General features: G+C 68.5%; 19 protein-coding genes and 1 tRNA gene. 13 read left to right on the top strand and 7 right to left on the bottom strand.

Features of this window, described 5'->3' with window-relative positions; all coding sequences use genetic code 11:
- The 3 genes from Q0A34_RS09105 to Q0A34_RS09095 all read left to right on the top strand — a co-directional run.
- Positions 1-766, top strand: a 766-nt coding sequence (locus Q0A34_RS09105; RefSeq protein ID WP_291479678.1) for a cbb3-type cytochrome c oxidase subunit I, incomplete at its 5' end; no start/stop codon positions are given.
- Between the two features lie 85 nt (positions 767-851).
- Complete coding sequence (gene serB / locus Q0A34_RS09100; protein ID WP_291479677.1) at positions 852-2,123, top strand: phosphoserine phosphatase SerB; 1,272 nt, start codon at positions 852-854, stop codon at positions 2,121-2,123.
- Positions 2,124-2,975 (top strand): peptidyl-tRNA hydrolase, encoded by an 852-nt coding sequence (locus tag Q0A34_RS09095; RefSeq protein ID WP_291479676.1) that lies wholly within the window; start codon positions 2,124-2,126, stop codon positions 2,973-2,975.
- Here the strand turns inward: Q0A34_RS09095 and Q0A34_RS09090 are convergent.
- From Q0A34_RS09090 to Q0A34_RS09080, 3 genes are all read right to left on the bottom strand, one after another.
- The gene (locus Q0A34_RS09090; protein WP_291479675.1) at positions 2,964-4,535 is read right to left on the bottom strand and encodes an AMP-binding protein; all 1,572 of its coding nucleotides are present in this window, start codon (positions 4,533-4,535) and stop codon (positions 2,964-2,966) included. The genes Q0A34_RS09095 and Q0A34_RS09090 overlap by 12 nt on opposite strands.
- Before the next feature lie 152 nt (positions 4,536-4,687).
- On the bottom strand, positions 4,688-6,742 hold the full coding sequence (locus Q0A34_RS09085) for an ATP-dependent DNA helicase (protein WP_291479674.1): 2,055 nt from the start codon (positions 6,740-6,742) through the stop codon (positions 4,688-4,690).
- Positions 6,739-8,082, bottom strand: coding sequence for a nicotinate phosphoribosyltransferase (locus Q0A34_RS09080; RefSeq protein ID WP_291479673.1), 1,344 nt, complete (start codon positions 8,080-8,082; stop codon positions 6,739-6,741). The genes Q0A34_RS09085 and Q0A34_RS09080 overlap by 4 nt, the downstream gene beginning before the upstream one ends.
- Before the next feature lie 32 nt (positions 8,083-8,114).
- Here Q0A34_RS09080 and clpS point away from each other — a divergent pair, with 32 nt between their 5' ends.
- From clpS to Q0A34_RS09035, 9 genes are all read left to right on the top strand, one after another.
- Positions 8,115-8,429, top strand: a complete 315-nt coding sequence (clpS, locus tag Q0A34_RS09075; RefSeq protein ID WP_291479672.1) for an ATP-dependent Clp protease adapter ClpS — start codon at positions 8,115-8,117, stop codon at positions 8,427-8,429.
- An 11-nt stretch (positions 8,430-8,440) separates the two neighbouring features.
- Entirely contained in the window at positions 8,441-9,049 is a 609-nt protein-coding gene (locus tag Q0A34_RS09070) for a DUF2017 domain-containing protein (RefSeq protein ID WP_291479671.1), read from the top strand.
- Positions 9,042-10,085 (top strand): P1 family peptidase, encoded by a 1,044-nt coding sequence (locus tag Q0A34_RS09065; protein WP_291479670.1) that lies wholly within the window; start codon positions 9,042-9,044, stop codon positions 10,083-10,085. The genes Q0A34_RS09070 and Q0A34_RS09065 overlap by 8 nt, the downstream gene beginning before the upstream one ends.
- Before the next feature lie 48 nt (positions 10,086-10,133).
- Positions 10,134-10,811: a rhomboid family intramembrane serine protease gene (locus Q0A34_RS09060; RefSeq protein ID WP_291479669.1), complete on the top strand. Its 678-nt coding sequence runs from the start codon at positions 10,134-10,136 to the stop codon at positions 10,809-10,811.
- Between the two features lie 49 nt (positions 10,812-10,860).
- Positions 10,861-11,703 (top strand): glutamate racemase, encoded by an 843-nt coding sequence (gene murI / locus Q0A34_RS09055; RefSeq protein WP_291479668.1) that lies wholly within the window; start codon positions 10,861-10,863, stop codon positions 11,701-11,703.
- A 64-nt stretch (positions 11,704-11,767) separates the two neighbouring features.
- Complete coding sequence (locus Q0A34_RS09050) at positions 11,768-12,607, top strand: MBL fold metallo-hydrolase (protein ID WP_291479667.1); 840 nt, start codon at positions 11,768-11,770, stop codon at positions 12,605-12,607.
- 11 nt (positions 12,608-12,618) lie between these two features.
- A complete protein-coding gene (rph, locus tag Q0A34_RS09045) occupies positions 12,619-13,398 on the top strand; it encodes a ribonuclease PH (RefSeq protein ID WP_291479666.1) in 780 nt (259 codons plus the stop codon).
- The gene (locus Q0A34_RS09040; protein WP_291479665.1) at positions 13,395-14,045 is read left to right on the top strand and encodes a non-canonical purine NTP pyrophosphatase; all 651 of its coding nucleotides are present in this window, start codon (positions 13,395-13,397) and stop codon (positions 14,043-14,045) included. Before rph ends, Q0A34_RS09040 begins: the two co-directional genes overlap by 4 nt.
- Positions 14,046-14,153: 108 nt before the next feature.
- Positions 14,154-15,497, top strand: coding sequence for an amidohydrolase (locus tag Q0A34_RS09035; protein WP_291479681.1), 1,344 nt, complete (start codon positions 14,154-14,156; stop codon positions 15,495-15,497).
- Positions 15,498-15,527: 30 nt separating this feature from the next.
- Here Q0A34_RS09035 and Q0A34_RS09030 read toward each other — a convergent pair whose 3' ends face one another.
- Both Q0A34_RS09030 and Q0A34_RS09025 read right to left on the bottom strand, forming a co-directional pair.
- Positions 15,528-15,911 carry a DUF3817 domain-containing protein gene (locus tag Q0A34_RS09030; protein ID WP_291479664.1) on the bottom strand — a complete coding sequence of 128 codons (384 nt, stop codon included), beginning with the start codon at positions 15,909-15,911 and terminating at the stop codon, positions 15,528-15,530.
- Between the two features lie 8 nt (positions 15,912-15,919).
- Positions 15,920-16,312, bottom strand: coding sequence for a hypothetical protein (locus Q0A34_RS09025; protein ID WP_291479680.1), 393 nt, complete (start codon positions 16,310-16,312; stop codon positions 15,920-15,922).
- Between the two features lie 178 nt (positions 16,313-16,490).
- On the opposite strand from Q0A34_RS09025, the gene Q0A34_RS09020 reads away from it, so the two are divergent.
- Positions 16,491-16,577 (top strand) — tRNA-Leu (locus Q0A34_RS09020).
- A 279-nt stretch (positions 16,578-16,856) separates the two neighbouring features.
- Here the strand turns inward: Q0A34_RS09020 and Q0A34_RS09015 are convergent.
- Together Q0A34_RS09015 and Q0A34_RS09010 are read right to left on the bottom strand one after the other, a co-directional pair.
- Positions 16,857-17,546 carry a hypothetical protein gene (locus Q0A34_RS09015; RefSeq protein WP_291479663.1) on the bottom strand — a complete coding sequence of 230 codons (690 nt, stop codon included), beginning with the start codon at positions 17,544-17,546 and terminating at the stop codon, positions 16,857-16,859.
- 1,833 nt (positions 17,547-19,379) lie between these two features.
- Positions 19,380-19,697: a transposase gene (locus Q0A34_RS09010; RefSeq protein WP_291479662.1), complete on the bottom strand. Its 318-nt coding sequence runs from the start codon at positions 19,695-19,697 to the stop codon at positions 19,380-19,382.
- Positions 19,698-20,247 lie beyond the last annotated feature (550 nt).

Raw genomic sequence — 20,247 nt, 5'->3', positions numbered from 1 at the left:
GTGGGCGCACCACATGTTCGTCACCGGTGCGGTGCTGCTGCCGTTCTTCAGCTTCATGACCTTCCTGATCGCCGTGCCCACCGGCATGAAGTTCTTCAACTGGCTGGGCACGATGTGGAAGGGGCGGATCACCTTCGAGACCCCCATGGTCTTCGCGGTCGGCTTCTTCGCCACCTTCCTGTTCGGTGGTCTCACCGGTGTGATGCTGGCGTCGCCGGCGCTGGACTTCCAGCTCTCGGACACCTACTTCGTGGTCGCCCACTTCCACTACGTGCTCTACGGAACCGTCGCCTTCGGCTCCTTCGCCGGCGTGTACTTCTGGTTCCCGAAGATCACCGGCCGGATGCTGGACGAGAAGTTGGGCAAGATCCACTTCTGGCTGACCTTCGTCGGCTTCCACACCACGTTCCTGGTGCAGCACTGGCTGGGCAACATGGGTATGCCGCGTCGTTACGCCGACTACCTGGACTCCGACGGGTTCACCCTGCTGAACCAGGTGTCCACCGTCGGCGCGCTGATCCTCGGAATCTCCGTGCTGCCGTTCGTGTGGAACGTGTTCAAGTCCTGGCGTTACGGTGAGGTCGTCACCGTGGACGATCCGTGGGGTTACGGCAACTCGTTGGAGTGGGCGACGTCCTGCCCGCCGCCGCGGCACAACTTCACCTCGATGCCGAGGATCCGTTCGGAGCGTCCGGCCTTCGAGCTGCACCACCCGCACATGGTGAAGACCGCACGCGAGGAAGCACACGTGGGACGCCACTTCTAGACACCGTCCTCCCGGCACAGCCGCACCCCAACTACGCGGGGTGCGGCTGTTCTCGTCTGAGGCCCTGCATGGAAGAATGGGTCCCGTGGACCAGCCCAACTCGCCCCGTCACCTCACCGTCAGCCTCGCCCCCGGCCTGTCGCCCGGCGTCGTCACCGTCACCGGACCCGACGCCCCCGGAGTCTCCGCGGACTTCTTCCGCATCCTCGCCGACCACGGCGTCCAACTCCTGGACGTCGAACAGGCCAACTTCCGCGGCACACTGAACCTCGCCGCCTACATCGGGGTCGTCGCCGGCAGCACCGAAGCCATGCGGCAGGCACTGACCGATGAACTCGCCGGCCGCGAGATGACCGTCACCCTCGACGTCGACGACGAACTCCAGGGCAGCCGTGCACGCTCCACCCACGCCGTCATCGTCCTGGGCAACCCCGTGACCGCCGAGCACATCTCCGCGATCGGCCAGACCCTCGTCGACCACGGCGCGAACATCGACCGCATCCGCGGCATCGCCGACTACCCGGTCACCGGACTCGAGCTCAAGGTCACCGCGGCAGACCCCAGCCCCGGCGGCAGTGCCGCACTCCGCCAGGCCCTCGCCGCGGTGTCCCACGCCACCGGTGTGGACATCGCCATCCAGCGGGCCGGCCTCACCCGCCGCGCCCCGCGACTGATCTGCTTCGACGTGGACTCCACGCTGATCCAGCAGGAGGTCATCGAGATGCTCGCCGCCCACGCCGGACGTGAGGCGGAGGTCGCCGAGGTCACCGAGCGTGCCATGCGCGGGGAACTGGACTTCTCCGAGTCCCTGCACGAGCGGGTGAAGGCTCTGGCGGGTCTGGACGCCTCCGTCATCGACGAGGTCTCCCGCATGGTCCAGCTGACCCCCGGGGCGCGGACCACGATCCGTACACTCAAGCGGCTGGGTTTTCGTACCGGCGCCGTCTCCGGCGGCTTCGTCCAGGTACTGGAACCGCTGGCACGGGAACTCGGCCTGGACTTCTACCGCGCGAACACCCTGGAGATCGTGGACGGCAAGCTCACCGGCCGGGTCATCGGGCAGGTCATCGACCGGGACGTCAAGGCCGAGAGCCTGAAGGAGTTCGCCTGGTCCAACGGGATCGCGCTGCACCAGACCGTGGCCGTCGGCGACGGCGCCAACGACATCGCCATGCTGTCCGTCGCCGGCCTGGGGATCGCCTTCAACGCCAAGCCCGCGCTCCGCGAGGTCGCCGACGCGACCGTCAACCACCCCTTCCTCGACGAGGTTCTGTTCATGCTGGGGATCGACCGGGAGGAGATCGACGCCGCGGACCTCGAGGACGGCAGCTACCGACGTGTCCCGCTGGAGCGTTGAGTGTCGTTCGAACGGGCCCATGACCGGTTGAGGACCGTGCTGGGGGAGCGGGACGGGGAGAATCCGGACGATCCGCTGAGCGTCCAGGCGATGCCGCTGGTGCTCCATGTCCCGCACGACCCGCGGCCGTCACGCAGGGCTCTGCTGGAGGCCGCGGCGGTGGCCTGTGTGTCTCTGTGCCTGGATGACCGGGCGGGGGCCGAGTACGGCGTCTCCGGCGACACGGACGGTTCTGACGTGGCACGGGCGCTGGTGAGCTGGTACGGCGCCCGGATCAGGAAAGTCGCCCGGCGGGCGAGGAACAAGAAGTGGGCTGACGTGCAGTCGTTGCCGGGTGTGACGGCGGCGGTGGACGGTGCCGAGGCCCGCGCCTTCGCACCCTGCCCGGTGGTGCACACACCGGCGGCGGTGAACCGCCTGCAGATCGAGGGCACGGACCTGCCGCTGCCGGACGACGCCGAGGGGGTGACCGTCGGGGACGACCACCCGGTGATCTACGTCGACGCCTCACTGCGGATGACGGTGGGCAAGGCCGCGGCCCAGGTCGCCCACGGCTCGATGCTGCTGGCTGCCGCCATGGACCGTGAACGTGCACGGCGTTGGCGGGAGGAAGGGTTCCCGCTGCATGTCTGCGAGGTCGACGCCCGGCGGTTCGCCGAGCGACGTGCCCTCGCCGAGACGAGGGAGGTCGGGGACGACGGTGCCGGCGACGCGTCCGGCACCGGTGCCGCGGTGGTGCGCGACGCCGGCTACACCGAGGTCGCCCCCGGTTCGGTCACCGTGGTCGCACTCGACAGGCACCGACCCCGCCTGACTCCCGGGCGACCCCGTTCGGCCGGTTCACAGCAGTGAGCGGCGCAGAACCTTCCCGGTGGCGGTCTTCGGGATCTCCCGGACGAACTCCACCGCGCGGACCTTCTTGTAGGGCTCCACGTTCTCGGCGACGAAGGTGATCAGCGTCTCGCTGAGCTCGTCCCCGGCGGCGTCGGCGTCGCGGGTGACGACGAAGGCCTTGGGGATCTCCTCACCGTCGGCGTCGGCCACGCCGACGACGGCGGCGTCGGCCACGGCCTCGTGGGTCAGCAGCAACGCCTCCAGCTCTGCGGGCGGGACCTGGTAGCCCTTGTACTTGATCAGCTCCTTGAGCCGGTCGACGATGTAGACCTCTCCGGAGGAGCCCTGGCGGGCCAGGTCACCGGTCCGCAGCCAGCCGTCGCCGGGCAGTGCCTCGGCGGTGGCCTCCGGGTTGTCGAGGTAGCCGTCCATGACCTGCGGGCCGCGGACCCACAGCTCGCCGGCGTCGCTGAGTGTCCCCGCCTCGGAGGGGACCGGGATCTCGTCGCCGGAGTCCGGGTCGACGAGCTTGTGCTCGGTGTTGGCGACCGGCCGCCCGACGGAGCCGGGGGAGAGGCTCCTGTCGGTGTTCACGTGGGTCACCGGGCTGGACTCGGTGAGACCGTAACCCTGGTAGACGTCGATGCCGAGCCGCTGGCCCACGGCGGTGGCGAGCTCGCTGTCGAGGCCGGCGGCCCCGGAGAGCACACCCCGCAGCGCCGAGAGGTCGTAGTTGTCGACCTCCGGGTGCTTGGCCAGGGCCAGTGCCACCGGCGGGGCGATGAAGGTGAACGTCACCCCGTGCTTCTGGTGGTTGCGCAGGAAGGTGTTCAGCTCGAACCGGGGGACGGTGAGCAGGCGTGCCCGCAACCGCACCACCAGGTTGGCCAGGGTGGACAGGCCGTAGATGTGGAAGAAGGGCAGGACGCCGAAGACCACGTCGTCGCGGGTGACGGGCCCGGAGTTCTCGACCTGGGCCATGTTGGCCACCAGGTTGCGGTGGGTCAGGCGCACCCCCTTGGGCAGGCCGGTGGTGCCGGAGGAGTAGGGCAGCGCGGCGAGCTGTGTCGCCGGGTCGAAGGACACCGACGGCGGGGTGCTGCGCTCGGCGAGCATCTGGGTGAGCCCGCGGGAGGTGTCGAGGTGGATCAGCCGGTCCGACGGCAGGCCGGCGAGCTCGGCGGCCTCCTCGCCGCCGTCGCCCAGCCCCGCCAGGGTCAGCAGCATCACGGCGTGGGAGTCGCGCAGCTGCGTGGCGACGGTGCCCGGCGAGGCGAGCAGCGGGACCGGTGTCAGCACCGCGCCGAGCCGCCAGAGCGCGTGCGCGGCGACGATGAACTCCACGGAGTTCGGGCAGTGCAGGGCGACGACGTCGTTCTTCCTGACACCGTGGCGGGAGAGCCAGCCGGCCACGGAGTCGACGTGGCTACGCAGCGTGGCGTAGGAGGTCTCGGTGCCGCCGGCGAGGTCGACGACGGCGATACGGTCCTCGTCCTCGGGGGACAGGTCACCGTAGAGGTACTCGTGGAGTCCGACGTCGGGGATGGTGACATCGGGACGGTCACTCGTGACGGGCATGTGTGTCCTCCTGCGCAGAAATTCGGGGTCGTCGTGTCCCCGGTAGTCGTGTTCGCGGCCAATCCTACCCGTGACCCCGCGTGACCCCGCCCACATTCCCCCGCGCCGTCACACCCGCACCCGGCGTGACCGGGGACGGCGGGTGCGTGTGGTCACCCTTCACGCAGGCGTCGCAGGGCGCCCCGGGCGGTGTCGCCGTCGACGGTCTGCCAGAACGGCGGCATCGACGCGCGGAGGAACGAGCCGTAACGCTTCGTCACCAGACGCTGGTCCAGGACGGCGACCACGCCGCGGTCGTCCACGGCGCGCAGCAGGCGTCCGGCGCCCTGCGCCATCAGCAGGGCCGAGTGGGTCGCGGCGATCTCCATGAAGCCGCTGCGCCCGGCGGCGTCGACGGCCTCCTTACGGGCCTGCGACAGCGGGTCGTCGGGGCGGGGGAAGGGGATACGGTCGATCACCACCAGTGACAGTGACGGCCCGGGCACGTCGACGCCCTGCCACAGGCTCAGGGTGCCGAACAGGCAGGTCTCCGGCTCCGCGCGGAAGCGGTCGATGAGAGCGCCGAGGGAGTCGTCGCCCTGGCAGAGGATCTCGTAGGGCACGAGGGTGCGCAGTTCATTGGCGGCGGCCTCCGCGGCCCTCCTGGAGGAGAACAGGCCCAGGGTCCTGCCGCCGGCGGCGGAGACGAGCTGGGCGAGCTCGTCGACGGACTCCGGCGAGGCACCCTCGCGCCCCGGTGGCGGGAGGTGCCGGGCGGTGTAGAGGATGCCGTGGGTGGCGGGGTCGAAGGGCGTGCCCACGTCGAGGGTGGTGCACTTCGACGCGGAGAGTCCCCAGGTGGCCAGCATCGAGGTGAACCGTCCGCCCAGGGCGAGTGTCGCCGAGGTCAGCACCACGGTCTGGTCAGCGAACAGCCGACCGCGGAGCAGGTCGGACACGCTCAACGGGGCGACGTAGACGCTGCGGCGGTGGCGGTCACCGGAGAGCCAGACGACGTCCTCGCCGAGCAGCGAGTCCGTGGCCTCGGCGGCCTCGGCGGCATCGGTGGCCTCACCGGCGTCCTTCGCCTCGGCGGGGGAGGCCTCGAGGATCCGCACCACCGTGTCGTGCATCTCCTCGCAGGCGGAGAGGCAGGAGAAGATCTCGGCGGTCTTCTCCGGGTCGTTGTCGGAGGCGCCCGGCGCACCCGTCCCTCCGCTGCCGTGGAGCCGGGAACGGGTCTTCCACAGGGCGTCGCGCAGCGCGTGCAGCGGTTCAGCCAGGGTCGCCGGCACACTCGTCCACCGCCCGTCAGGGGCGGTGCCCGCCGTGACCGCCGCCTCGATCCCCGCGGTCCAGGCGTCGCCGGCGCTGAGCAGTTCGGAGGCGCAGTCGTCCGGGCCGACCTTCTCACAGCGCCGGGCGAGGATGGCGACCGCCGCACCGGAGAGTTCCTCGGTGGCGACGGAGGTGATGCGCCCCTCGAGCTCATGGGCCTCGTCGATGACCACGGTGTCGTGGTTGGGCAGCACCGACTGCTCCGACAGTGCGTCGATGGCCAGCAGGGCGTGGTTGGTCACCACCACGTCCGACTGCGCCGCCTTCTCCTTGGCGGCCTCGGCGAAGCACTGGTCGCCGAAGGGGCACCGGGTCGCGCCGACGCACTCACGGCTGGTCACGCTCACCTGCCGCCAGGCGCGGTCGGAGACGCCACGGGGCAGGGTGTCCCGGTCCCCGTCCTCGGTCTCCTGAGCCCACTCGTGGAGACGCGCGACCTGGGCGCCGGTGGCGGTGACCTCCGCCTCGTCCAGGAGCGCCCCGTCGGGGCCGTCGTCTGTCCCGGTGCCGCCGGTGCCGCCGATCCGGTTGAGGCAGAGGTAGTTGTTGCGGCCCTTGAGGATGGCGAAGGTGGGCCGGCGTCCCAGGTCCCCGGTCAGGGCCTCGGTGACCCGGGGAAGGTCGCGGTCGACGAGCTGACGCTGCAGGGCGATCGTCGCCGTGGACACCACCACCCGCTCACCGGCGCTGACCGCGTGCTCCAGGGCGGGGACGAGGTAGGCCAGGGACTTTCCGGTGCCCGTCCCGGCCTGCACGGCCAGGTGCCGACGGTCCGCGATCGCCGTCGACACCGCCGCGGCCATCCGGCGCTGACCGTCGCGCCGTGAGCCGCCGAGCGCGGCGACGGCGTTGTCGAGCAGCTCGCCGGTGCGCTTCTCCCGCTCGTTCACAGGCCGACGAACCGGACGCTGAGGGCGGGCTCGTCGCGGGACAGGGACAGGCCCTCCCACGGCAGGGTCACCAGCTGGCGGGCGAGGTGGTCGCGGGACTCGTCGAGGGTGGGCAGACCGTCGACCAGCTCCCCGTCGCGGACCATCGGCACCGTGAGCTCGACAGGGTGCAGGATCCCCAGCTCCGGCATGTCCTGGTCGAAGGGGTACACCACCTCCTCGACGGCGGTGCCGGTGTCCCGGCAGGCCCGCAGCGCCCGTTTGGCGCCGCCGTGGCTGGCCTTGTGGCTGCTGCGCTTGGCCACCGGGTGCCCGTCGACGGAGGTGAGCTTGTACACCAGCCCGGCGGTGGGGGCGCCGGACCCGGTGACGACCGACGTCCCGGCACCGTAGATGTCCACCGGTTCGCTGCGCAGGGCGGCGATGGCGAACTCGTCGAGGTCCGAGGACACCACGATGCGGGTGTCGTAGGCACCGAGCCCGTCGAGCTGGTCACGGACCTGGCGGGCGAGCACGCCGAGGTCACCGGAGTCGATCCTCACCGCACCCAGGGCGGTGCCGGCGACCTCCACGGCGTTGCGCACCCCCTGGGTGATGTCGTAGGTGTCGACCAGCAGGGTGGTCCCGGGGCCCTGCGCGGCGATCTGGGAGCGGAACGCCGCCTTCTCGTCCGGCCGTCCGTCGTCGTCGACATGCAGCAGCGTCCAGGCGTGGGCACTGGTGCCGCCCACGGGCAGACCGTAGCGGGACGCCGCCTCGAGGTTGGAGGTGGAGTGGAAGCCCGCCAGGTATGCGGCCCGTGCCGCGGAGACCGCCGACTGCTCGTGGGTGCGGCGGGACCCCATCTCGATGATGGGGCGTCCCTCCGCCGCCGTCACCATCCGGGCCGCGGCGGAGGCGACGGCGGAGTCGTGGTTGAGGATCGACAGGATCACCGTCTCCAGGATCACCGTCTCGGCGAAGGTGCCGCGCACGGTGAGGATCGGCGAGTCCGGGAAGTAGAGCTCGCCCTCGCGGTAGCCGTCGATGTGCCCGGTGAAACGGTAGTCGCGCAGGAACTCCCTGGTGGTGTCGTCGAGGAAGTCCAGCCCGGCGAGCTGTTCCCCGGTGAACCGGAAGTCGCGCACGGCCTCCAGGACGCGGGCGGTCCCGGCGACGACACCGTAGCGGCGTTCATTGGGGAGCCGGCGGGTGAAGACCTCGAAACTGCACCGGCGGTCGGCCGTGCCGTCGCGCAGTGAGGCCTGCAGCATCGTCAGTTCGTACATGTCCGTCAGCAGGGCGGTGGAGGTTGCCGGGGCTGCTGTGGTCGCTGCGTGCTCGTTGGTGTGCTCGGTCACGGTCGTCCACTCTAGTCGGTAGTCTGGACGGCATGACTTCGCCTGCCGCTCCCGCCGCACCGGCGGTCACTCCTGTGGAGGAACAGCTTCCCGACACACTCACGGAGGCCGACCTCCCCTGGTTGTGCATCTGCTGGGACGATCCGGTGAACCTGATGAGTTACGTGACCTATGTCTTCCAGACCGTCCTGGGCTACTCCAGGAAGCGGGCGACCGAGCTGATGATGAAGGTCCACAACGAGGGGAAGGCCGTCGTCAGCTCCGGGGAGCGCGACAAGGTCGAGGCAGACGTCAAGAAACTGCAGACGGCCGGCCTGTGGGCCACGATGCAGCGCGCGGAAGGGTGACGGAGAAGACCATGAAACCGTGGGTGAAGAAGAAGGGCCTGATGCGCGGCGTCAGGTACGTCACCGAGCTGGAGCCGATGGAGCGCGAGATGCTCGGCAACAGTGCCGCCACCGTGGGTGAACTGCTCATCGGCCGGGCCCGGTCCGCGCCGAAGGACGAGCTGGCGGAGATGACCGGGCTGCCCTCCGGGCACACCGACGCGCCGGACGACCCGGTGCTCGCCGCCATGCTGCCGTCGTTCTTCCGCGACGGCGACGAGGAGGTGGACGGGGAGGCCGGGGTGTCCCGCCAGTTCAACGAGACCGACATCATCAAGGGCAAGCTGATGAACCTCAGGCTGGTCAGCGACCTCCTCGGGCCGGACGGCTCGGTGCACGTCAGCCTCACCGCCGACCAGACCTCCGCCTGGTTGGCCGCCCTCACCGACATCCGCGCCTACCACCACGGCCGCCTCGAGCAGTCCCGTGGAAGTGCTCCGGACGCTGAGGCCCAGGCGATGGAGAACTACCTCGAATGGCTCGGCTACCACCAGGACAGCCTGCTGACCGCCATGGTCGGGCCGATGGACGTGCCGGACGGGCAGGACGGGCCGGACGAGGGTGACGACGGCCGTGACTGACCCACTGACCGGCACGCTCCTCGACGTCCCGGGCCTGGCCCTGGGGCACGCCGAGGTCGACAGTTCCGGGGTGAGCGTGGTGGTGTGCCCGGACGGGGCGGTGGCGGCGGTCGACGTGCGCGGTGGGGGACCGGGGACCCGGGAGACCGACCTGCTGGCCCCCTCGAACACGGTGGAGAAGGTCCACGCCGTCGCGCTGTGCGGCGGTTCCGCCTACGGTCTCGACGCCGCCGGGGGAGTCATGGCCGAACTCGAGGACCGGGGCATCGGGCTGCAGGTCCTGGGGGATGCCGCCCCGTCCCTGATCGTGCCGATCGTCCCGGCGGCCGTGATCTTCGACCTCCCCGTCGGGGACCCTGCCTCGCGGCCCACCGCGGACACGGGACGTCGGGCCGTCACCGATGCGCTTGACGGCGGGGACCCGACACGCGCCGGGAACGTCGGCGCCGGACTCGCGGCGACCGCCGGGGCCGTGAAGGGCGGCTTCGGACAGGCCAGCGCGTCCGTCCGGCTCACCGACGGACGCCACGCCACCGTCGCCGTGGCGCTGGTCGCCAACCCCGTCGGCTCGGTCGTCGACCCGGCGAGCGGGGGACTCTGGGGGACCGGCTCCGACTCAGGCTCCGGCTCCGGCGCTGACGTCCCCGCACCGAACGCCGACGGGCTGCGGACCATCCTCGAGCGCGGCATCGACGGGACGAAGATGACGCCCACGGGCCCCACACCGCTGAACACCACCATCGGGGTCGTCGCCACCGACGCGGACGTGAACACGTCCCAGGCCCAACGGCTCGCCACCGCCGCGCACGACGGACTGGCCCGCGCCGTCCGGCCGTCCCACCTGCCGATGGACGGTGACACGCTGTTCGCCCTGGCACCGTCGGGCAGCCGGGCCGGGTCCGGCACCGCCGACCTGGCGCTGCTCTGTGCGGCTGCGGCGACCTGTACCGAGCGGGCCGTCGTGCAGGCGGTCCTGGCCGCCGACACCGCCTTCGACGTCCCGTCGTGGCGAGACATCATGACAGCGACACGCTGACGAGCCTGCAAGCAGACGAGACGACAAGCAGACGAGACGAGGAGAGCCATGCCCGACACCACACCCGTGACCTCCGGCAGCAACGCAGGGAACGGCCGCACCCCGGCGAAGACCCGTTTCCGCGACCGCGGCAGGTTCGGCCAGGCACTGGTCACCACCCTGGTGTTCCTCGCTGTGCTGTGGGCGGTCCAGGTCGTCAACTGGGCCTCGGGCAACCGGCTGGTCTCCCTCGGAATCCATCCGCTGGACTTCTCACGGTTCTGGGGGATACTCCCCGCGCCGTTCATCCACGTCGACTTCCCGCACCTGATCGCCAACACCCCGGCCGTCGCCGTCCTCCTCTTCCTGGTGGCCCTGTCCGGGCAGAAGGCGGTGTGGGCGTCCACGGCGGTGACGACCGTCGTCGCCGGGCTCGGGGTCTTCTTCTTCGGCGGAGAGAACACCGTGCACGTCGGGGCGTCCATCCTGATCTACGGATGGGCTGTGTTCCTCGCGGCCCGCGGGTTCTTCACCCGGCGGATCGCGGAGATCCTGCTGGGACTGGTGGTGATCGTGCTCTACGCCGGCCTGTTCTGGGGGATCCTGCCCAACCAGGCCGGCGTGAGCTGGCAGGGGCACCTCTTCGGCGGGGTCGGCGGCGCGGTGACCGCATGGGCGGCGGGACGTCCCGCGGTGAAGGAACGCCGGCGGCTGGGCCCGGGCGGGACGACGCCGGCGGTGAAGTGAGACCGGACCGGAATGAACCGGGGTCGGCCACGCAGTAGACTCACTCAGTATGGACGACCTCTCCACGGTGCCCCCGGCACCCTCCGCCTCAGCACCCATCGGGATCTTCGACTCCGGAGTGGGCGGGCTGACCGTGGCGCGGTCGGTCATCGACCAGCTCCCCGGGGAGTCGGTGATCTATATCGGCGACACGGCCAACTCCCCCTACGGGGACAAGCCGTTGGCCACGGTGCGTCAGCTGGCCACAGCCATCGCCGACCAGCTCGTGGAGCGCGGCTGCAAGATGATCGTCGTCGCCTGCAACTCCGCCTCGGCGGCGTTCCTGCGTGACGCCCGCGAACGGTACCCCGTCCCGGTGGTCGAGGTGATCCTGCCGGCGGTACGTCGGGCGGTGTCGGCGACCAGGAACAACCGTGTCGGTGTGATCGGCACCCAGGCCACCGTGACGTCCGGGGCCTACCAGGACCTTTTCGCCGCGAGCCCCGACATCGAGGTCGTCGCACAGGCGTGTCCGCAGTTCGTCCCGTTCATCGAGCGGGGCATCACCTCCGGGCGTCAGCTCCTCGGGCTGGCGGAGACCTACCTGGAGCCGTTGAAGGAGGCCGGGGTGGACACCGTGGTGCTGGGCTGCACCCACTACCCGCTGCTCACCGGTGTGATCCAGCTGGTGATGGGCGACGACGTGACCCTGGTGTCCTCGGCGGAGGAGACGGCGAAGATGGTGTACCGCAGCCTGTCGGAGAACGACCTGCTCGCCGAGCCGGTGCCGGGGACCGCCCCGGAGCTGACCTTCGAGTCCACCGGCGACCCCGCCCGGTTCGCCAGCCTGGCCTCGCGTTTCCTGGGCCCGTCGGTGGCCGGGGTGAGCCGGATCCCGGAGATGCTGCGTTAGGAAATGCGGGGGAATTACTGCCTGGCTCCCAGTCCACGGCAGGGCTCATGTAACAATATCTGGCATGGACATGACCATTCTGGGATGCTCCGGGAGTCTCTCTGCGCCGGACAACCCCGCCTCCGGCTACCTGCTGCGGATGGCGGACGGGCGTGAGATTCTCATGGACATGGGTCCTGGGGTGCTCGCTGAACTCCAGGCGTCGGGTGAACCCGGCCGTGTCGACGTGATCTTCTCGCACCTGCACCCCGACCACTGCTCGGACTTCCCGTCGCTGGTGGTCTGGCAACGTTTCCACCCCACCCGGGCCGCGGCGGAGCGCCACACGCTGCTCGGACCGACGATCTCGGCACTGCACCTGGGACGGGCCTCGGCCGACCACCCGGCCCAGGTCGACGACTTCTCCGACATCCTGGACGTGCGCTCCTGGCACGCCCCGGACCTGCAGGACACCCCGGTGGCCTTCGACGACTCCTCCCGCGGGACGGTCTACCCGGCGCACCGGATCGGGGAGGCCACGTTGTACGCCGCACCGGCGGTGCACCCGACCGAGTCGTACATGATCCGTGTGGAGGAGCGGGACGGTTCGTCGCTGGTCTACAGCGGTGACACCGCCGCCACCGGCCATCTCGCGGCCCTGGCCTCCGGGGCGGACGTCCTGCTGTGCGAGGCGACCTGGGGCGAGCGCGACGACGGCGGCAACCCGCCGCAGATGCACCTCTCCGGTGAGGAGGCGGGCCAGGCAGCGGCGGAGGCGGGGGTCGGTCGGCTGATCATCACCCACGTCCCGCCGTGGGGCGACCCGGAGGGGGCGCTGCGGGGGGCACGGCGCTACTACGACGGGCCCGTGGAGCTGGCGCGCCGTGGGATGACCGTGGGCGTCGGCGGCAGCGGGGGCAGCTAGACTGTCGAGGCATGAGCGCTTCTGACACAACCGTGACCGCCGCGACCGCCACCCGAGCCGACGGACGGGCCGTCGACCAGCTGAGGAACGTCCGCATCACCCGCGGATTCACCACCAACCCGGCGGGCAGCGTCCTCGTCGAGTTCGGTGACACCCGGGTGATGTGCACCGCCAGCGTGTCCGAGGGGGTGCCGCGGTTCAAGCGGGACTCCGGGGAAGGCTGGTTGACCGCCGAGTACGCCATGCTGCCGTCCGCCACCGCCGAGCGCATGCAGCGCGAGGCGGTGAAGGGCAAGGTCAAGGGCCGTACCCAGGAGATCTCGCGGCTGGTCGGCCGCTCGTTGCGCGCGGCGGTGGACCTGCGCGCCCTCGGCGAGAACACCGTGAACATCGACTGCGACGTGCTCCAGGCGGACGGCGGTACCCGAACCGCCTCGATCACCGGCGCCTACGTGGCACTGGCGGACGCCCTGTCGGTGCTGAAGCAGCGTGGGGTCGTCCCGGGCGAGCCGCTGCTCGACCCGGTCGCCGCGGTGTCCGTCGGCATCGTGGACGGCGTCGCCCTGCTCGACCTGCCCTACGAGGAGGACAGCCGCGCCGACGTGGACATGAACGTGGTGATGACCGAGGAGGGACGTTTCGTGGAGATCCAGGGCACCGGCGAGAACGCGGAGTTCAGCCGCGGGGAGCTGTCCGCGATGCTCGACCTGGCGGAGGGCGGGCTGCGGGACCTGACCGCGCTGCAGCGCGCGGCCCTGGCCGCTGACCTGGGCGAGGTGGTGGCACTGTGAATGTCAGGGTTCTGGTCGCGTCCCGCAACGCCAAGAAGCTCGCCGAACTGCACCGCATGCTCGACGCCGCGGGTGTCGACGGTATCGAGCTGCTGAGTCTGCGTGATGTCGAGGACTACCCCGAGACCCCGGAGACCGGCGCCACCTTCGAGGAGAACGCCCTGATCAAGGCCCGGGACGGGGTCCGCTACGCCGGGCTCCCCACCGTCGCCGACGATTCGGGGCTGTGCGTGGACGCCCTCAACGGCATGCCGGGGGTGCTGTCGGCCCGGTGGTCGGGCACCCACGACACCGGCGACGGCTCGGTGGACGAGGCGAACAACCGTCTGCTGCTGGGCCAGACCGCCGACGTCCCCGACGAGCGCCGCGGCGCCGGGTTCGTCTCTGCCTGCGCACTCGTCGTGCCCGGGGGGATGGCCGATCGTCTCGGCGGGCAGACCGAGGTGACCGTCCGTGGGGTGTGGCGGGGTGTGCTGCTGCGTGAACCCCGCGGGGGCAACGGTTTCGGCTACGACCCGCTGTTCTCCCCGGACGAGGAACCGCAGAAGTCCTCCGCGGAGCTCACACCGGAGCGCAAGGACGAGCTGTCCCACCGGGGGCGCGCCCTGGCGGAACTGGTGCCGTACCTCACGGCGCTGCGCGGCTGACGCGGGGCTGACCCGCCCGGGTTCGCGGTAGGGTGGTGGGGACAACAGAACCCAACGCTTCCCGGAAGGAACCGTGAGACCGTGCCCGTGACCGTCGAACCCGCTGAGATCGTCGCCGAGACAGCGCTTGACCGGGAGTGGCTCACCAGCCTGTACAAGGAGTTCCACCGGCGTCCGGAACTCTCCGGGGCGGAGGAGTGGACCGCCGGGCGCATCGCCGAGGAACTGGCGAGGTTCAGTGACTGGGAGGTCACCACCGGTATCGGCGGCCACGGAATCACGGCTGTCCTGCGTAACGGCGAGGGGCCCACGGTGCTCTTCCGTTCGGACTTCGACGGGCTGCCAGTCGCGGAGAACACCGGCGTCGACTACGCCTCGACCCACTCCCAGCTGGACGCCCAGGGGCAGCGGGTGCCGACCATGCACGCCTGCGGGCATGACGCGCACACCTCCAGCGCACTGGGGGCGCTCTCCATCGTCGACGCCTCCCGTGACAGGTGGCGGGGGACCGTGGTCTTCCTGTTCCAGCCGGCCGAGGAGGCGTCCATCGGCGCCCACGGGATGGTCAACGACGGGCTGCGGACGATCATCCCCCGTCCGGACGTCTGCCTGGGACAGCATGTGGTGCCCGGGCCGTCCGGCCAGGTGTACACCGCCCCCGGCCCGGTGCTGACCAGTTCGACGACCATCGAGATCACGCTGTTCGGTCGGGGTGCCCACGCCTCGATGCCGCACCGGGCGGTGGATCCCGTGGTGCTCGCCGCGTCGGTGGTGATGAAACTGCAGACGGTGGTGTCGCGCGAACTCCCGCCGGGGAAGTTCGCCGTGGTCACCGTCGCCTCGGTGGAGGCGGGGAAGGCGAACAACGTCATCCCGGATTCGGCGCGGCTCGCGCTGAGCTGCCGCTTCTACGAGGAGTCGGTGCGGACCAGGGCGGTGGACGCGATCAAGCGGATCGTGCGGTCCGAGGCCGCGGCCGCGGGGTGTGAACGGGAGCCGGAGTTCCGGTTCCTCGGCCTGTTGGGCGCCACCGACAACGACGCCACCGTGTACGAGGTGGTGCGCCCCCATTTCGACGAGTTCTTCGGCGAGCAGTCCCAGGAGATGGAGCCGTGGACGGCGTCGGAGGACTTCTCGGTGATCCCCCGGGCGTTCAACGCCCCGTACCTGTTCTGGACGGTGGGGATCACGCCGCTGAAGCAGTGGCGGCGCGCGGAGGCGGCCGACCGGCTGGACATCGACATCCCCTCGAACCACAACCCCGGTTTCCTGCCGGACCCGGGGTCGCTGCCGGTGACGACGCAGGCGGCCGCACTGGCGGTGCTGTGCTGCCTGACGCACCGCTGGCCGGAGGTACCTGCGGGGTGGTCACCGGACACGGGGACGGAGGCGTCCGACATCGACGCCGCGGCCGTGAGGCGGGCGAAGGTCGAGACCTCTCAGGCGGACTGACCCGCGGGGGGCCGCCCGGGGTGCCCGGGGCTACCGGTCGAGTCCGAAGGCCTCGACGACCTCGTTACGGCGACGGCGTTCCAGGACGAAGGACAGCACCGGTATCACGCCGGCGAGGATGGTGGTCACCCATTTGGCGGGAACCCACCGCGCCTTGACCCCCAGGTCCAGGCAGGTGCCGCAGTAGATGAGGAAGATCCAGCCGTGGATGATGGCCACCAGTGAGAACCACCCCGGTGCCTCGACGTCCATCGGCCGGAGTACCAGGTACTTGAGGATCATCTCCACACACAGGAAGAGCAGGAAGAGCCCCGTGACGTAGGCGAGCACGGAGTAGCGGGTCAGGGCTCCCTTGACCCGGCGCTTGCGCTCAGGGCTCACCGGCGCGGTGACGGGGGAGGTCGGGGTGGTCATCGGTGTTCTCAGTCCGTCCTTGCTGGGTTGTCGGCTGTTCTGTCGGCCGTGCCGCCGACCGCGGTGTCGTTCGCTGACCGCCGCGCCTGTCGCCGCCGGTCGTCCTCGAAGTACTCCCGGGCGGCGACGCTGGTGTCGCGTGTGGGGAGGACGTCGTCCGGGATCTCGCGCGGGGCGGAGCCGGACGACGGGTCGGGGACGGCGGGGGCGGTGGCGCCGGCTGCGCGCTCGCGCTCGTACTCCATGTACCTGCGGTAGGCGAAGATGAAGAAGATGCCGAAGATCGGCCACTGCAGTGCGTATCCCAGGTTCTGGTACGAGCCGTCGCCGCTGGACCACCGGCCCCACTGCCACCATGCGAGACAGAGCGTGGCCACGACGGCGAGCGCGAGGAAGATCATCTGGACCACCCGGACCCGCAGCGACTGCGGCTGCCGGGATCCGGTGGTCGTCGAGGTGTTCGCGGTTCCGGGGGCGTCATCGGGCACGGGGTCCAGGGTACCCCTGGTGGTGCTGCTACCATAACCCGGAGCAGCCGGTCAGCCGGCTGTGCCGGCGGCCCCGTTCGGGGCCGTCCGGGCGCCCGTGGCGGAATTGGCAGACGCGCCAGGTTTAGGTCCTGGTGTCCTGACGGATGTGGGGGTTCAAGTCCCCCCGGGCGCACCATGGGGAGAGGCGGGGAGGCGTTCCGGGGACGACCGGGACAGGGGAGGACCTCGAGTGTGCCCATGAGCTATTCCAGGACCGGGCTGACAGTGGCAACCCCGTGCTGCGGTGCCTTATGAGCATTCCCGGGGTCGCTGTGATGAACGCTGCAGCAGTTGCCCGAGCGTTCTTCCCACAGGAACCGACCTGCGGCCCTCCTACCGTGTGGCCGACGCATGCGGGGGCGCTTCGATCGGGCTGCGCTGGGCCCTCAGGCCGTGAACTGTGTGGGAAGCATTCCTAGGATTCCGCTGTCTGGCCCGATGTGGGGTCCTCTACCCGAAGGCCCGAGATGATCGTGTCGGCGATCGGGGCGAACGCGTCGGCGTCCGACGCTGCAGACTGGACGGTGAGCACAGCTACCAGGTTGGATCCGTTGACATCGGGTACAGACAGCAGCAACTGATGGATCGTCTGCTTACCGCCGTCACCCATTCGCGCGGTGGTGTAGTCAAACAGCTGCGCATCCAGCCCGCAGACCGACGTTACTGGATGACGGACGAAGTCCTGCGGCGACAGCGTGGATTCAATCATGTCTGCGTTCGCGTCGAATACCTTTGTGCCGGCAATGTCGGCGGGTTCGACCGTCAGAACCGCGGTACGTCCCTTCTCCGGGCCGCTGGCTTGATCGGCGGTTGTCAGGCGCACGAGTTCACTGTCCAACATGGTCATACGTTCCCACCCCTCGGGAAGCGGGATTCCGAATGTGGGCTCGCCTGGGTTGTGGTTGGCCTCGATGACGTTGTCCCCATTGCTCTCGAAGGAGCATTCATCGCTGTTCGCAGCGTCGGTTCGTTCGGTAGAGGTACTTGGTGCGGACGTGGTGGCATTGTCAGATGTCGCGGTCTCTACCCCGTCGCTGCATGATGCCAGAAGGATGGTCGTGGCACATACAGCTGCAGAAAGTCTTGCGCGTGAAAATGTTGTCATGGTTCACTTTCCTTGAAGTTATAGATAATGGATGAGTTGTCGACGATTTACATTGGCGAAGGTGCCGGCCATCAATTGAATGATTTTTGCTCATGAGGATGGTCCAGTCCGAGCAGCCAGTCACGGGTGCCGGGATTGACTTCTGATTGTGATGCGGTCGTGACGGTGATCTGAGATAGTGTTTGTCCTTCGTCCTCCAAATGGTATCGAGTTAGTGAATGAAGAAGAATCCCTTCGGAGACGTACGAGCCCTGAATAAGTGCAGAACTCCCCTTACGAGAGACAATCGGGTTGGCGAAGGGGCTGCTCCTCGCCTCGCGATGCGCGGCGGTAACCAGCATATCGATCGTAATCTCTGGCGAGGAGTCGAACAGGAGAAAGACAATAGTGTCAGCCCGTCGACTCGCTCCGTGAATGACTACGTTTCTGTTTGTGAAGACTTTTCCTGGGAACCGTCCTGAATGATTGAAAGCAGCGTCGGCTGGCGACCAGATATCAGGAGGTCGCCGTGTCTCGAGAATATCGAAATACCGTCGATTGTTTCGCGTTCGATCGAGCACTGTAATTTTCGATCCGGTAGCTCGAATTACCTCATTCAAGCTAGAGGATATTCCATGATGTTCACTATTCATATTGACCTTTCAGCCACGTGGTCACCTTGCTCCAACGGCGCTTGCGCTTTTCTTGAATGATCTCCCAGCTCCTGCTGGTTGTCGGTTTGTAGTTTAGTATAGACCATGGATTTGCTATCTTTAAGGGAATGGACCCCTTTGTGACCTGGTTAAGGAGTTTATTCGACGCCCATGCTGCCAAATGAAATGGAGCGGCGGTGACCGTATAGACGTCCGCGACAAGTCGCAAAAGGGTAACATGGCTTCTAAAGTTCGCAAGTAGGAAAATTGGAAGAACTAGGTAAAACATCTCGACTATGAATATTGCTCCCCCTTCTGCGCCTCTGTATATGTATACGCCAATGGCGGCCGAAAGCGCAGACAGGATCCAGAATAAGGTTGTCCAGAATCCAAACATGTCGACTCGTTGCGAGGCCAATAGCGCACGTATGAACATTGGAATCAGGCACGCGACTGCATAGTAATCCATTCGGCCTCCCTAGGCTTCTTCGCCAATCGACCAGTTTCGCACGTATTCTCCCGCGCAGTCGCCGAGCAATCCTCCCACGGCGCCCAGGGCTAGGGCCCCTTGGGGGGGCGGCTATCGACCCTCCCGCCAGAGCGAAACTTGCTGCTCCTGCCGTGGAAAAACCGGCTGAAATACCTTCCCGAGTGGCTTGTTCGGCAGTGTCCTCGACCGTGATTATGTTGTAGCCCGCTTGGGCTGCCCCCCAATGGTCCAGCTCGTCTACCTGGTCGACGGACGAGATCTTCTGCTCGCGTGGGTACGTGTGGTTTCGCATGCCGACCATAGTATTCGACAGGACGATCATTTATCTCGGTTTCTCGTCCGACACCGCCTACACCCGTTACGATTCCGCATGCGATGCTGTTGTCAGGAAAGACTTCACCACTGACAGCCTCATCTGTGGGAGAAGGTGAGGTATTGATGGTGTCAGGAACCCACTCAAAGGTAGGGGGCGCCGAGGGTCCTTGAAGTGGGTTGTCGGTGGTACTCAGTCCAATCTGCTCACCGGTCTGCGGGTTCACCCGCACGGGCCCCTCCGCGTCGAAATTCGCCCTGATCCGCGCGATCAACAGCGCATCAGCGGTGATCTGTCGCTGGCGGCTTTCAGCCTCGGCGCGCCACGTGTAGTACGAGGATCGGTGGATCTTCAGGGTCTCGCAGAGCCACTTGACCAAGAATTCGGTGCGGGTGTCATCAGCGAAGCGTCAAGCGGGTCATCAGGCGAGTCTCTTCCGCGAAATACTTCGCGGCCCGCTGCAGGATGTCGCGTTCCTCACGCAGGCGGGCGTTGTCGCGTTGCAACTGGCGGATCCGTTGGGCATCGGTGGCCGCTTCCGATTCGTCTGCGCTACCGGCCCGGAGATCACTGGAGAAACGGCTAACCTGGTTTTTCAGGGTGCTGCGGTTTGTGCCGAGTTCTGTGGCCGTCGAGTTCATCGACGCGCCTGGAGTATTCTCGTACAGCGAGACGGCATTACGCTTGAACTGCTGCGCATAGGTCTTCTTCGGCATGGGGGACACGACAAGGGACTTGACCGTGGCGCACTACTGCTTCGCGGCGAACCGGACGTGGATGCACGCGGTGATGCTGGCCGGGATGCTGAACACCTGGGCCACGCTACTCGGCGCAGATCCGGCGGCGTTGGCCGCGGCCAAGCAGACCGCCTGCGACATGCGACGCGACGGCTACACCAGCCGAAGCGACGAGGCGAAAGCAAAGCTCAAGGCCGCCCCGGTCGTGGTGGTGGCTGTGGGCCCTGGGCTCACTGCGGGTCCGGGGCGCTCTCTACCGCAGCGACAGTCGTCCAGCAGGTGCGGGTGCATCTCGACGGTCACGCCGCCCACGCCTGCCTGCTGGCCACGGCACCGGCGCGGATACGAGGGCTGCTCATTCCCGCGTAGCGCCCCGCAGGCTTCACCTTTTGTACGTTCGTTGTCCGTGACCGCTTCGATCGGATCCCCGTGGCCCCCGGCTCCCGGCCCTGGATACACAGGCCGGCGGGCGTTCATGCCTCCGGTCGAATCAACCGCATATCGGCAACATCGGGCCCGCCGACCGGGG

The organism is Corynebacterium sp., assembly GCF_022712195.1.
GTDB lineage: Bacteria > Actinomycetota > Actinomycetes > Mycobacteriales > Mycobacteriaceae > Corynebacterium.
The sequence above is the reverse complement of the archived record's forward strand: the minus strand, read 5'-3'. Positions and strand labels throughout refer to the sequence as shown.